Annotated in this window: 12 protein-coding genes; 8 read left to right on the top strand and 4 right to left on the bottom strand. The window is 70.1% G+C overall.

Annotation, left to right across the window (positions count from 1 at the left end):
• Positions 1-171: 171 nt before the first annotated feature.
• On the bottom strand, positions 172-1503 hold the full coding sequence (locus LI336_RS08785; RefSeq protein ID WP_227132748.1) for an aminotransferase class III-fold pyridoxal phosphate-dependent enzyme: 1332 nt from the start codon (positions 1501-1503) through the stop codon (positions 172-174).
• A gap of 53 nt (positions 1504-1556) precedes the next feature.
• A complete protein-coding gene (locus LI336_RS08780; protein ID WP_227132747.1) occupies positions 1557-2273 on the bottom strand; it encodes a helix-turn-helix domain-containing protein in 717 nt (238 codons plus the stop codon).
• A gap of 136 nt (positions 2274-2409) precedes the next feature.
• Between LI336_RS08780 and LI336_RS08775 the strand changes: the two genes are divergently transcribed.
• From LI336_RS08775 to LI336_RS08755, 5 genes are all read left to right on the top strand, one after another.
• Positions 2410-3588 carry an outer membrane protein assembly factor BamB family protein gene (locus tag LI336_RS08775; protein ID WP_227132746.1) on the top strand — a complete coding sequence of 393 codons (1179 nt, stop codon included), beginning with the start codon at positions 2410-2412 and terminating at the stop codon, positions 3586-3588.
• Positions 3589-3651: 63 nt separating this feature from the next.
• Entirely contained in the window at positions 3652-4677 is a 1026-nt protein-coding gene (locus LI336_RS08770; protein ID WP_227132745.1) for an LLM class flavin-dependent oxidoreductase, read from the top strand.
• Between the two features lie 49 nt (positions 4678-4726).
• A complete protein-coding gene (locus LI336_RS08765) occupies positions 4727-5857 on the top strand; it encodes an outer membrane protein assembly factor BamB family protein (protein WP_227132744.1) in 1131 nt (376 codons plus the stop codon).
• Between the two features lie 137 nt (positions 5858-5994).
• Positions 5995-6705 (top strand): DUF5518 domain-containing protein, encoded by a 711-nt coding sequence (locus tag LI336_RS08760; RefSeq protein WP_227132743.1) that lies wholly within the window; start codon positions 5995-5997, stop codon positions 6703-6705.
• 166 nt (positions 6706-6871) lie between these two features.
• A complete protein-coding gene (locus LI336_RS08755; protein ID WP_227132742.1) occupies positions 6872-8206 on the top strand; it encodes a cytochrome P450 in 1335 nt (444 codons plus the stop codon).
• A gap of 44 nt (positions 8207-8250) precedes the next feature.
• Here the strand turns inward: LI336_RS08755 and LI336_RS08750 are convergent, their stop codons facing one another.
• Positions 8251-9144 (bottom strand): universal stress protein, encoded by an 894-nt coding sequence (locus LI336_RS08750; RefSeq protein WP_227132741.1) that lies wholly within the window; start codon positions 9142-9144, stop codon positions 8251-8253.
• Positions 9145-9281: 137 nt separating this feature from the next.
• On the opposite strand from LI336_RS08750, the gene LI336_RS08745 reads away from it, so the two are divergent.
• Together LI336_RS08745 and LI336_RS08740 are read left to right on the top strand one after the other, a co-directional pair.
• A complete protein-coding gene (locus LI336_RS08745; protein WP_227132740.1) occupies positions 9282-10088 on the top strand; it encodes an Nmad3 family putative nucleotide modification protein in 807 nt (268 codons plus the stop codon).
• An 876-nt stretch (positions 10089-10964) separates the two neighbouring features.
• Positions 10965-11363 carry a winged helix-turn-helix transcriptional regulator gene (locus tag LI336_RS08740; RefSeq protein WP_227132739.1) on the top strand — a complete coding sequence of 133 codons (399 nt, stop codon included), beginning with the start codon at positions 10965-10967 and terminating at the stop codon, positions 11361-11363.
• 72 nt (positions 11364-11435) lie between these two features.
• Here LI336_RS08740 and LI336_RS08735 read toward each other — a convergent pair whose 3' ends face one another.
• Positions 11436-11894, bottom strand: a complete 459-nt coding sequence (locus LI336_RS08735) for a nucleoside deaminase (RefSeq protein ID WP_227132738.1) — start codon at positions 11892-11894, stop codon at positions 11436-11438.
• Between the two features lie 108 nt (positions 11895-12002).
• Here LI336_RS08735 and LI336_RS08730 point away from each other — a divergent pair, with 108 nt between their 5' ends.
• The gene (locus LI336_RS08730) at positions 12003-12287 is read left to right on the top strand and encodes a DUF2249 domain-containing protein (RefSeq protein WP_227132737.1); all 285 of its coding nucleotides are present in this window, start codon (positions 12003-12005) and stop codon (positions 12285-12287) included.
• Positions 12288-12363 lie beyond the last annotated feature (76 nt).

Here is a 12363-nt window from a genome sequence, read left to right as displayed (position 1 = left end):
CGCCTCTAGCATGGCAGGGGAGCGCAGTCCGGCGGGAGAACGATGGAAACCGAGCGACGTGGCGCGTGAATGATTGGAGCGACGTGGCGCGTGAATGATTGGAGCGACGTGGCGCGTGAATGATTGGAGCGACGTGGTGCGTGAATAGGTAGAGCGACGTGCCGGGTGCCGTCAGCTCGCGGCGTCGATGGCGTCGAGGAAGACGTCGACGCCGAGTGCGATCTCGCGGTCGGTGACGTCGAGGGGCGGGAGGAGGCGGACGGTGCGGTGCCCGCACCCGAGGACGAGCAGGCCGCGCTCGAAGCACTCGGCGACCACCGTCTGTTGGCGGGCCTTGGAGTCGAACTCGACGCCGAGCATGAGGCCGCGACCGCGGACGTCCACGACGGGGTCGGGGTTCGCGTCGGCGAGCAGTTCGCGTACTTGCCGGCCGCGCTCGACGGCGTTCGCGAGCAGGTTCTCCTCGCGGATGACGTCGACCGTGGTGGCGCCTTCGAGCGCGGCGACGACGTCGCCCGCACCCCACGTCGAGGACAGTCGTCCGGTCTCGTCCGGGAAGACGTCGGACCGCGCGATGGTTGCGCCGACGCGCAGCCCCTTCGCGCTCGTGACGACGTCCGGGTCGAGCTCGAGGTGGTCGATGCCCCACATCTCGCCGGTGCGGCCGAGCCCGGCCTGGATCTCGTCGCTGACGACGGTCACGCCGTAGCGCTCGCGGACGGCGGCGAGGTCGGAGACGAAGTCGTCGTTCGGGACGCGGTACCCGCCCTCGCCCTGGACGGGTTCGAGCACGAGGAACGCGACCTCCGCCGGGTCGAGGTTCCCGCGCTCCGGGTGGAGTTTGTCCGCGAGGACGTTCCCGCCCGGGCCGTTCGTCCGCCAGCCGCACTCGCATTCCCCGCGACACGAACAGTACGGCACCGAGAGGACGTCCCCGACCGACGGATACCCCTTCCGGTGGGAGGTCTTCGAACGGTTCAAGCTGAGTGCACCGAGCGTCCGCCCGTGGAACGCGCCCTCGAAGGTCACACCACGATGACCGCCGTTCTGGTAGCTGATCTTGATGGCGTTCTCCACCGCCTCCGCACCCGAGTTCGAGAGGAAGACGGTGTCCATGTCGTAGTGCGCGGTCAGGTCGGTCAGTCGGTCCATCAACTGCGAGGGCCCCGGGAGGCTCGACTCGGGGTCGCGGCCGCCGAGGCTCGCGTAGAAGTCCTGCCCGGCTATCTTCCCCGGCGACACCACACCCAGCGACTCCAGGGCGTCGACGATCCGCGGGTGGTTGTACCCGAGCGGCGAGGCGGCGACGTGACTCGTGAAGTCCATGAGGACGTTCCCGTCCACGTCCGTACAGAACGGCCCGACGGCGTCGGCCGTGACGTCCCACACGAACTCGTAGACGTACGTGCTCGGTGCGGCGAACTGGTGATGGTAGTCGACCCACTCTCGCGCGTTCGGGCCCGGTACCGACCTGACGTCGGGTTCGGCGGTCGCTCGGTCCATGCCGACTGGAACGACCGTCCCACCCTCAAGGCGGCCTCTAGAATGACAGGGGGCTAGCGGAGCGACCCGATGACCTTCGACTCGGCCTTCCGGAGGTGCTCGAGCGTCGTCGCCTTCGTCACGCCGAGCTCCTCGGCGAGCTCGGTCGCGCTCACCTCGCGCGGCCACTCGTAGTACCCGCGCTCTCGTGCGAGCTCGAACACCTCGCGCTGGCGCTCCGAGAGGATGCCGCTCCGGAGGACGCCGCCGGTCTGGCGGTTGTCCGACGTGATGTGTCGGACCTCGATGTCGGCGTCCATTTCGTCGCGGACGGCGTCCAGTCGCTCCTGGATGGAGTTCCGGTCCGCTTCGATGACGACGTTCCAGTACTCGCGGCCGTCGTGGATCCACACGGCCTTGTCTGGGATGAAGCCGTTCGAGACGAGCGCGTCGTTGATGCTCCGACTCCCGTTGTACATCACGAGGATGCTCCGCGAGGTGTTCCCCGGCGACTGGATGCCGTCGTCGAAGTCGTGCCGGTAGTCGAGCTCCCAGATGGACTCCGTGAGCGGCGACTCGTCGATAGCCGCGACGAGGTCGTCGAGTTCGTCCTCGGAGTCAGCGTAGACGGTGAACCGGCCCTTCACGGATCCTTCGAGCTCGTAGACGCCGTGCCCGAACATCCCGCCGTCGGCCTCCTCGGTCACTCGGAGCGTCCAGCAGTCCGGGTGCCAGATGCTCAACGTCAGGTGCGAGCCAGCGACCTCGCCCGGGCCGGCGGTCTCTTGCATGCTACCAAATCACAGTGGGGTCGTTCTTTATTCTACCGCCGTCCAAAGCAGGGGAACGGCCACGATACGAACACCGTCCGTCCCGTCGAGCTACCAAGAACAAGACACTTGTATCGGGCGGGCGACCCTGCCAGCGATGCCCTCCAGACGCGACCTCCTCGCGACGAGCGGTGCGGTCCTCGCGGCGACGACCGCGGGCTGTCTCGACGACGTCGACGGCTCGGGTGCGCCGAGTCCAGGCACGGACGCGAACGCTGACTGGCCGATGCCGGACTACGGGCCCGAGGCGTCGAGCTACGCGCCGGACGCGGCCGCGCCACGCTCGAACCCGAGCGAGCGCTTCGCGGTCGAGACGTCGTCGCCGACCGACCGGCCAGTGATCGTCGACGGCACGGTCTACCTCCCGACGATGGCGGGACTGCTCGCGCTCGACGCGACCGATGGGAAACAACGCTGGCAGTACTCGACCGACGAGTCGGGCAGCGAGTGGTTCCGGTCGCCCGCGGTCCACGACGGAGTGGTGTACGTCACGGGCGAACCGGGACTCGTCGCGCTCGATGCGAACGACGGAACCGAGCGCTGGCGTCTCGCGACAGACGAGCACGTGATAGCGCCGGTGGCGCCCATTCGCGAGTGGGACGGTCTCTACGTCGGCGACGACGCCGGGACCGTGTATCGCGTCGCGCTCGACGGAACGGTGGAGTGGCGCATGCAGGTGTTCGGCGGCGTGACGCGACTCGTCGCGGACGTGTTCCATGGCGTGGTAGTGGGGACTGCGGGCGGGGAGGTATACCGGCTCCACGACGGGCGCGGTCTCTGGCGCAAGCGAGTCCCGGGGAAGGTGACGGCGCTCTCCCTCGCGGACGGGGACGGCCCATACGTTGCAACGTTCGGCGGTGGCGTCCTTCGACTGATGGACGGCGCGCACGCCGGCCGGCCGCGCTGGCACGCCGAGGACGGCCCAGGCCCGGAGCGGGCGTTCGCGGTCGCTGGCGACGGCGTGTTCGGGTCGGACATGGCTGGCATAAGCCGGCTGGACGATCGAACCGGCGAGCGCGATTGGCGACTGGACGGCGATCACGGGGCCGCACCCGCGGCTGCGGGCGACACCGTCTACGTCGGCGGTGAGGGCGCGGTCACTGCGTACAAGCTCGGCGGTGGAATCGGGCGTGGTGGCTCGCGCATCGAACCGCGCCGGTGGACGTACGACCTCGACGAGCGCAAGGCGGCGTCGGTCGCTGTCGCGGACGGCGCCCTGTTCGTTCCCGTCTGGGGGCGCAAGGAGGGACCAACCGAACTCGTCGCGCTGGAGTGACCGCGATGCGTCCGAGGTCACGGCGACCGAATCGTTATCCGACCCGGTCGCCGAGTCCCGGGCATGGACCTCTCTATCGTCGACCTGTCGCCGGTGCCCGAGGGTGGGACGGCGACGGACGCGTTCGCGAACACCGTCGAGGCAGCGCAGCAGGCGGAGCGACTCGGGTTCGAGCGGTTCTGGGTGGCCGAGCACCACAGTCGAGAGTCGCTCGCGGGGACGACGCCGGAGGTGCTCCTGGGGCATCTCGCGGCGGAGACCGAGTCGATACGCCTCGGCTCGGGTGCGGTGCTCCTGAATCACTACAGTCCGTTCGAGGTCGCGGAGTCGTTCGCCGCGCTGGACGGGCTCGCACCCGGGCGGGTCGACCTCGGGCTCGGTCGCGCGAACGAGTCGCCGGCGGTCGACCAGGCGCTCGGCACGGAACGCCACCTCGACGACCCCGACGGCGACCAGCGGGCGCGCGTCGAGGCGGTCGCGAACCACCTCGCGGACGCCTACCCGGACGACCACGAGTACGCCGACGTCACCCTTCCGCGGTCGGGCGAGGGCCCGCCGACGCCGTGGGTGCTCGGGTCGAGTCCCTCGAGCGCGGAGATCGCGGGCGAGCTCGGGCTGCCGTACTGCTTCGCGGCGTTCATCCGGCCGGTGTTCGCCGAGCACGCGTTCGACGCGTACCGCGAGGGCTTCCAGCCCTCACCGTTCGACCTGGGCGTCGACGAACCGACCGGGATGGTCGCGGTGAACGCGGTCTGCGCGCCGACCGACGAGGAGGCCGCTCGACTGCGCGCGGTCGCGGAGGCGACGTACGAGCGCCTGAAGCAGGGCCGCCCGACCGCCGTCTCGAGCGTCGAGGCCGCCATCGACGAGCTCGGTGGCGTCCCGGCGCCGACCCCTGCGACGCTCGACGACGACGAGTGGCCGCGCGCGGTCTCCGGGAGCCCGGAGACGCTCGCTGGAATCCTCGAGGGGCTCGCCGACCGCGTCGGCGTCGACGAGGTCATGATACAGCACTCGATCCCCGACCACGAGGACGCGCTACGCTCGCATCGCCTGCTCGCGGAGGGCGTCGGGTTGCCCGGTCGCTAGCGCGGCCGCCTGCAGAAGACACTTCACCGGGGCGGGCGCAGCGACGGGTATGCCCTCCAGACGCGCGATGTTGCGAGCGACCGCGACGGCCGCCACGGCGGTCGCGACGACCGGCCTCGCCGGCTGCCTCGGGTTCGGAGGTTCGGGCCCCGAGGCGGCGGTGTGGCGTGCGTCGACGACCACGGGCGTCGGTCGGGCGTCGCCGGTCGTCGCGTCGGACGTCGTCGCGACGCTCGGACAGACAGACGACGGCGACGGCGGTCGCGTCGAGGCGTTCCACCGCGACAGCGGCGAGCGGCAGTGGCGCGTGGACGTCGGGCGGCCGACCGGCCTCGCGGCCGACGCCGACCGCGTGTACGTCGGGACGCGGACGGACGGCGACGCCGGACGCGTGACCGCGTTCGCGGCCGCGGACGGCGAGCGCGCGTGGACCGCCAACGTCCGGAACCTCGCGTCCGCCATCGCTGCGACCGGCGAAACCGTGTACGCGGCGAACGGAACGCTCGCCGCCATCGACGCCGCCGACGGCTCGGTGCGCTGGGAGGTCGACGAGCGCGCGGGGACCGGGTTCTCGGTGCTCTACGCCCCGGACGACCAGCTCGCGGCGACCGACGACGTCGTCGCGTTCGCCGACACCGACAGCGTGCTCGGGCTCTCGCCCGGGGACGGGGCGACCGCGTGGCAGCATCCCCTCGACGACTGGGAGTCGTCGACGGCCGGGCCGTACGTCCGGAACGACCGCGTCTACGTCGGGAGCAGCGAGGCCCAGCGCGTCGTCGCGCTCGGCCGGGAGCGTGGCGAGCGGGCGTGGCGTCGCGAGTACGCGAGCGCCGGCACCGTCGTCGGGTTCCACGCGCAGAACCGGTCCCTGGTGGTCGCGACGCGGACGCGGCCGGGAGCCGACGACGGCACGGGGTCGGTTCGCGTCCTCGACCCGGCGGATGGCACCGTCGACCGGACGGTTGACCTCGACTCGCCGCCGGCGCGGACCGCGAGCGCGCACGACCGGTTCGTCGTCGCCCTCGGCGACGGCACCGTCGTCGGGTTCGACGTCGGCTGGGACGACCCGGAACTGTGGCGCGCGTCACTGGGCGGCGACGACGTCCGCGTCGCGACCGACGGGCAGACCGGGTACGCGCACGCCGACGACGGCACGCTCTACGCGCTCGAAGCGCCCTGAGTCGCCGTCGGCGGCACGAACTATCCAGTCGCCGACGGGTACGGACGACTACGACCGACGTGAGGACGGGAAGAGACGTTCCTGCTAGCAATTGTCAGTGCTAGCTTATGTCTCGACGAGTTGTCTGTAATAGTGATATGTCCTCTCAGATTCGAACAGACTCGTACGGCACCGGCGAACGCACTCGCAAGCCCCTGAGTCGAACCGTCGACTGGCTCGTCGCCGGGTTCCTCGTGCTGGTCGGCGCGGCGTTCGTCGCCGCTGGGACGCTGACCACGACGCTCGCGGACCGCAGCACGATCGCGTCGTGGGTCGCGGACGGCCGCCTCACGTCGACCGACATGACTGACGCCGAACTCGTCGACGCGACGTTCGCCGTCCTCTCCGGCGGCGGCGTCGGCGTCGCCCTCACGGGTGTCCTCCTCGTCGCGGGCGGTATCGCGTTCGTCGCGCTCCAGTCGCGCGCTCGCCGCCGCTTCGAGTCGACCGGCGAACTCTCCGCGAGCACGACGGGAACCGCCATCCTCGGCGCGCTCGTCACGGTCGCCGCGGCGTTCGTCCCGTTCTCGCCCGTCCTCGGCGGCGGTGTCGCGGGCTACCTGCGCGCCGGAGACGCGGGCACGGCGGTGCGGACGGGTGCACTCGCCGGCGTCCTCGCCACCATCCCCGTGCTCGTCATCTACGCCGCCATCACGTGGACGCTCCTCGGCACCGGAAGCGGCCTGACCGGGCTCATCGCCCTCGTCTTCGCCGGCTCGCTCCTCGTCTCCCTCGCGTACGTGACGTTCCTGAGCGCCCTCGGCGGCTACCTCGGCGACCTCGTCCTCGCCGGTCGCAACACCGCCTGACAGTCCTCCTCTTCCGTTCGACGCACGTCGTTCACCGCGCGGTTCGTAGACCCCTACTCGTCATCGATCCCTGGTCAGTCAGCCGTTTGCTCGTGGTCCTCCAGTGGCCACGTTGGGCAACCGTGGCGGCGAGCGGTACTTGTCCGTCGAGTCCTGATTGACGGGTATGGCTAGCACACCGCCTGGGCCGCGCGGCGAGCCGTTGTTCGGTGACGCGCGCCGGTACGCGAACGACCCGTTCGCGTTCGTGACGGCGCTCGAGCAGAGTTATCGCGGGATCGCCGCGTTCGACATGGGGCCGATGGAGACGTACATGGTGACGGACCCGACGGCCATCGAGCGCGTGCTCGTCTCCGAGGCCGACCGGTTCCGGAAGCCGGACTTCCAGGACGATGCGCTCGGCGACCTGCTCGGCGACGGACTCCTGCTGAGCGAGGGGGAGACGTGGCGCGAGCAACGTCGACTCGCGAGTCCAGCGTTCGCGATGGATCGCCTGTCCGGGATGGCGGGACGCATCACGGAGCACGCCGACGACATGGTCGCGGACTGGTCGGACGGCGACCACGTGGACGTGGAGGCGGAGATGACGCGCGTGACGCTCGACGTCATCCTCGACCTCATGATGGGCGTTCGCGTCGACGACGCGACCGTCGAGACGATACGCGAGCAGATGGTGCCGCTCGGTCGACGGTTCGAGCCGGACCCGCTCCGGTTCGCGATGCCCGAGTGGGTGCCGGCGCCCGACGACGCCGAGTACGACCGCGCGGTCGCGACGCTCGACGGCGTCCTCGACGACGTCCTCTCCGCGCGACGAGGGACGGAGGGGACCGAGGACGACGGTCCGATGGACTTCCTGTCGGTGCTCCGGCGCGCGCAGGACCGCGGCGAGCAGTCCAGCGAGCAGTTGCGCGACGAACTGATGACGATGCTGCTCGCGGGTCACGACACCACCGCGTTGACGCTCACGTACACGATGTACCTGCTCTCTGAGCACCCGGAAGCGGCGGCGCGCGTTCGCGCGGAGGTCGAGGACGTCGTCGGCGACGACGACGCCGGGATGGGCCACGTCCGCGAGTTCGAGTTCGTCGAGTGGGTGATACAGGAGGCGATGCGGCTCTACCCGCCCGTGTTCACGATGTTCCGCGCGCCGACCGAGCGCGTGGAGCTGTGCGGGTACGAGGTCCCGGAGGACGTCGCCATCATGCTCCCGCAGTACGCCGTGCATCGGTCCGAGCGGTACTGGGAGTCGCCCGAGACGTTCGACCCCGAGCGGTTCTCGCCGTCGCGCAGCGAGGAGCGGCCGCGGTTCGCGTACTTCCCGTTCGGCGGCGGCCCACGGCACTGCATCGGCAAGCACCTCGCGATGCTGGAGGCACAACTCATCCTGGCGCGAGTCGTCCGTGACTACGACCTCGTGTACGAGGGCGACGGCCTGGAGTTGCTGCCGTCGCTGACCGCGCATCCGAAGGACGGGATGCCGATGCGCGTCGTCGAACGCTGACGCCGTCTCGGTCGCGCGACGCCGTTCGTCGAGCGCGCTCGCGGTCAGCGCGTCCCGGCCGGCGGCACGACGAGGACGTTGCAGTTACTGCGGCGAGCGATCGCCTCGGTAGTCGACCCGACGAGCAACCGGCGGATGCGGCTCCGGCCGCGCGACCCGACGAGGACGGTCGTGGGCTCGACCTCCTGTTCGGCGGCGAGTATCTCCGCGGTGGTCTCGCCGGAGCGAACAATCGTCGTGACCTCGTCGATGCCCTTCTCGCGGAGTTCGTCCGCGAGGGCTTCGAGGCGCGCTTCGGCGTCGGCTATCGCGTCGGCGTCCTCGCGTCGGTCCGGGGGCGTGACGTGCAGGAGCGTCGCCTCCTGGGTGGCGTGCTTGAGGTTTCGGAACTGCTCGAACGCGCGCTCGGCGTTCTCCGAGAAGTCGGTCGCGTAGAGCACGCGCCGGAAGAGGTGCTCGTGCGCGACCTCGTACTCGACGTCGTCGGCGCCGTGGTCGCCGGCGCTCTCGTGTTCGCTCGGCGTCTCGCGCCGGATGCGTTCGAGGAGGAGCGGGCGGACGGTGGTCCGGACGAGGTCGCGCGCGGTGCCGCCGATGAAGCGCTCCTGGAGCGGACTCTGGCCGCGCGATCCGGCGATGACGAGGTCCGCGTGGACGCGTTCGGCGAGCCCGTTGATGCGGCGGTGCGGGGTGCCGCGGACGACGTGGACGTCCACGTCGAACCCTTCGGCCTCGAGCGTTCGCTGCTGTCGTTCGAGCGCTCGTTTGGTCTGACTCCCGACGTCGCTCCCGGGCATCCCGGTGGTGACGTTCGGGCTGGTGACGGTGATGAGGTCGATGGCGTCGATGCCGTAGCGAGCGAGGCATTCGAGGCACACCCGTGATTCGATGGCGGTGTCCATGGCGTCGGAGAGGTCGGTGGCGATGACGGCGCGCATACCTCACCTCGGTGCTCCAGCGCTATAGTATTGTCTTCCATTCCCAATACTCTATCAGCGACGACGTGCCACCTCCCCCCCGCGCCCGTCGCGGCGAGGTCCGCGGCGATAAGTACGCCGAGCGCGTCGGTGGTCGCATGACGGTGGTCCTCTGTGGCGTCGGCGCGGACACCGGGAACGTCCGGCCCGTCCCGCGCGTCGACGACACCGGCCGGTTCGAGTACGTCCCCATCCCGGAGAAGGGCGACACGACCGAGACGGCGACCTACGGCTCGCTCGCGCGACGCCACGGCGACGGCTCGCTCGCGTCGATGCTCGACGGCATCCGCCCCGGCAGCACCGGCGACTGGGTGACGGACGCGGCCGACGTCGAAGCCCACGCGGTCCATCGCGACCCGAACCTCGACGCGCTCACCTACGGCGAACACCGCCCACCGTACGTCGCCGCGCTCGCGGACCTCGACACCGGCGACGTCGTCGCTTTCTACGGCGGCTTCCGCGGTCCCGAGAACGACCTGAAACACCGGTACTGCTTCGGGTACTTCACCGTCGCCGAACCGCCGACCGTCCTCGACCCGGGGATGTCCGACGACGCGGTCGCGGCCGTCCTCGAATCGCACCCGGAGAACGCGCACGCCAGACGCTACGCGGCTCACGGCAGCCTCTACTACCACGACCCCGAGTTCACGGACAGGCCCGAGTCGGTCGTCGTCGTCCCCGGGCGCGAACCCGGTGGCCTCCTCGACCGCGCCGTCCGCCTGAGCGACCACCGCGTCGGCCCGAACTACTACATGGCCGACGACGTCGCGCGGGTCCTCGACCCGGCTCGCGGCGGCGCGCACGGCACGCACCTCGGCGGGTTCAAGCCCGCCGTCGAGTGCGACGTCGACCCCGACCGATTCAGGGCGTTCGTCGCATCCCGCGTCGCCGACGCCACCGAGTGACGACCCGCTCGTCCACCGCCCACGCCACACGCGGTACGCGCTGATTCGACCGACTGCTGGACGGCGTTCGCCGCTCGGTTCGTGTTCCGAGGGACCTGATTCCGCGTTCGAACCGAAAGAGAGAGACGCGTCAGTTCGACGCGTCGGCGTGGGACGGAGTCGTTCGTTCGACAGCGTTCCGATCGACGCTTCGCTTCGTTCCGCATCCCCCACCACGGTTCAGTGGAACGAGGGCGACGTCCCCGGAACGGACGTTACCCGCGAGATGGGGTGGCGGACGACGCAGTCGTTCGACCGTCCTCCCGGTCGCCGGCGGCGCTCCCGACACGACCGACGACCGGGGTCGCTGACCAGGCGACAGAACGTCGTCCGCCGCCCCACGTGAACGTCGGTGTGGGTGGAACGTAGACGCCATGGTCGTTCCAGCGCCCTGGGAACGACCCAGTACGCGTTCCCCTACGGCGCACGAACCCGGTGGTCGTCGTTGACGTGACTCCTCGGTGCGTCGTGGATAACCGAACGAAAGTGGGGTGGGGTGTGCCGCGTCGGCGAGACGCCGGCGCGGCCGTAGATGGCGTCCGACAGATGGACGCCGGGGGTGGATGGGGTGGGGTGAGGCACCGACGGGGTGGAGTCGGTGCCTCGGCAGGCTTGGCACTCCGACCGGTTGCGCGACGGGAGTGGGGTGCCAGTCGCGCGAACACGGGCGACTCGGAGTACCACCTTTGCTTTGCGCGCGAAGGGGCAAAAGTGAATCGCTTGTTCAAACGTCGTGAAGTCGACGACCGGCGAACCACTCGCTCCGCTCCGAGGTAACGTCGCGTAACCAGGTACGGTCGAGTAACTGTTTTCGTGGTTCCGCTCGAACCGGTGCGCATGAGCGATGGGGAGAGCGGCCGTGAGACCGGTGACGACGAGCTCGAACGGGTCCCCGTGTCGTGCGCTGGCGAGGACTGGTGTCCGATAACGACGACGGCGACGCTCGTCGGGAAGAAGTGGCATCCGGTCATCCTCCATCGACTCATGGAGGGTGGACCGGCGGGATTCAACGAACTCGAGGGTCGCGTCGACGGTATCTCCAGCAAGGTGCTCTCGGAGAGCCTCGACGACCTGGAGAACCACGCGCTCGTGACCCGAGAGGTAATCAGCGAGAAACCGGTGCGCGTCCGGTACTCGCTGACCTCCCTCGGCGCGTCCCTCGATTCGGTCGTGTACGCGATGCGCGACTGGGGGACGGAACACCTCTTCGACCCCGCAGCGGAGACCGCGGAGTGAACGGGAACGACGACGACTCCCGCTGTTTGCGGTGCCGGAGCTACCGAGTCGTCGTCTCGTGGGGACGCGGTGCTACCAGTCGAAGGCCTCGTGTACCGCGCGGCCCTCGCCGTGCAGGACGGGTCCGTGAACGCTCGTCCGGTCACCGAGGATGGTCGCGGCGCGGATCGGCGAGCCCTCGCCGGTGAAGTCGCCGATCTCGTCGCCCGCGACGCTGTAGACGACGCGCGCGAACCCGGCGCTTCGCATACCGCCGGCGCACATGGGGCACGGTTCGGTGCTCGTGTACATCACCGTCTCCGCGCGTTCGCTCGCGTCCAGCTCGCGGCACGCGCGATGTGCGAGGTGGAGTTCGGGGTGTCGGCGGACGTCGTCGTCGGTGTTGATGCGATTGGACTCCCGCATCACGACCGCGTCGTCGCGGACGAGCACGCTTCCGAAGGGCTCGTCGCCGCGGCCGGCGGCCTCGCGCGCCAGTTCGAACGCCTCGCGCATGTGTCGCTCGTGGTCGAAGTCGTCGAGGTCGGTCACGTGGCGTGATACGGCCACCGTGGCAAAAAGCGTGCGTCGTCGTACCGGGGAGTGACGACGACCGCGTTCGGGGGACGGTTCGGGAGGATGGCGCGTGAACGACGACGTATGCCCACGGGAGAACTCCCGCAGACGGACGGGTTGCTTGCTGACGTCGACGTGCCGCCGGACCGCGACCGCGAGTCCCTCGACGTCAGGGAGCTTCCGCCACCGGAACCGCTCACGGAGACGCTCGAACGGCCCGCGGCCCTCGACGACCACGCGGTGCTCGTGCAGGTGAACGACCGCATCCAACAGCACCTGTTCCCGAAGCTCGACGAGCGCGGGTTCGCGTACGACGCCATCGAGGCCGACGACGGCACGGACTACACCGACATCTGGTCGGCGCGCTGACCGCGAGCGACGGCGCGGTTCGGCGTTCACGTCGCCTCCGCCATCCAGTCCGCCGGGAACGAGCCGAACATGTTCG

It is taken from the genome of Halorubellus salinus, assembly GCF_020567525.1.
Taxonomy (GTDB): domain Archaea; phylum Halobacteriota; class Halobacteria; order Halobacteriales; family Natrialbaceae; genus Halorubellus; species Halorubellus salinus.
Note: the sequence above shows the minus strand (reverse complement) of the source record. Positions and strands in the feature narration are given on the sequence as shown.

Bases quoted from the DNA above. Each gene is read 5' to 3' on its own strand.
- LI336_RS08740 (WP_227132739.1), top strand. From the start codon at position 10,965: ATGAGCGATGGGGAGAGCGGCCGTGAGACCGGTGACGACGAGCTCGAA.
- LI336_RS08780 (WP_227132747.1), bottom strand. From the start codon at position 2,273: ATGCAAGAGACCGCCGGCCCGGGCGAGGTCGCTGGCTCGCACCTGACG.
- LI336_RS08765 (WP_227132744.1), top strand. From the start codon at position 4,727: ATGCCCTCCAGACGCGCGATGTTGCGAGCGACCGCGACGGCCGCCACG.
- LI336_RS08755 (WP_227132742.1), top strand. From the start codon at position 6,872: ATGGCTAGCACACCGCCTGGGCCGCGCGGCGAGCCGTTGTTCGGTGAC.
- LI336_RS08730 (WP_227132737.1), top strand. From the start codon at position 12,003: ATGCCCACGGGAGAACTCCCGCAGACGGACGGGTTGCTTGCTGACGTC.
- LI336_RS08775 (WP_227132746.1), top strand. From the start codon at position 2,410: ATGCCCTCCAGACGCGACCTCCTCGCGACGAGCGGTGCGGTCCTCGCG.
- LI336_RS08750 (WP_227132741.1), bottom strand. From the start codon at position 9,144: ATGCGCGCCGTCATCGCCACCGACCTCTCCGACGCCATGGACACCGCC.
- LI336_RS08745 (WP_227132740.1), top strand. From the start codon at position 9,282: ATGACGGTGGTCCTCTGTGGCGTCGGCGCGGACACCGGGAACGTCCGG.
- LI336_RS08760 (WP_227132743.1), top strand. From the start codon at position 5,995: ATGTCCTCTCAGATTCGAACAGACTCGTACGGCACCGGCGAACGCACT.
- LI336_RS08770 (WP_227132745.1), top strand. From the start codon at position 3,652: ATGGACCTCTCTATCGTCGACCTGTCGCCGGTGCCCGAGGGTGGGACG.
- LI336_RS08785 (WP_227132748.1), bottom strand. From the start codon at position 1,503: ATGGACCGAGCGACCGCCGAACCCGACGTCAGGTCGGTACCGGGCCCG.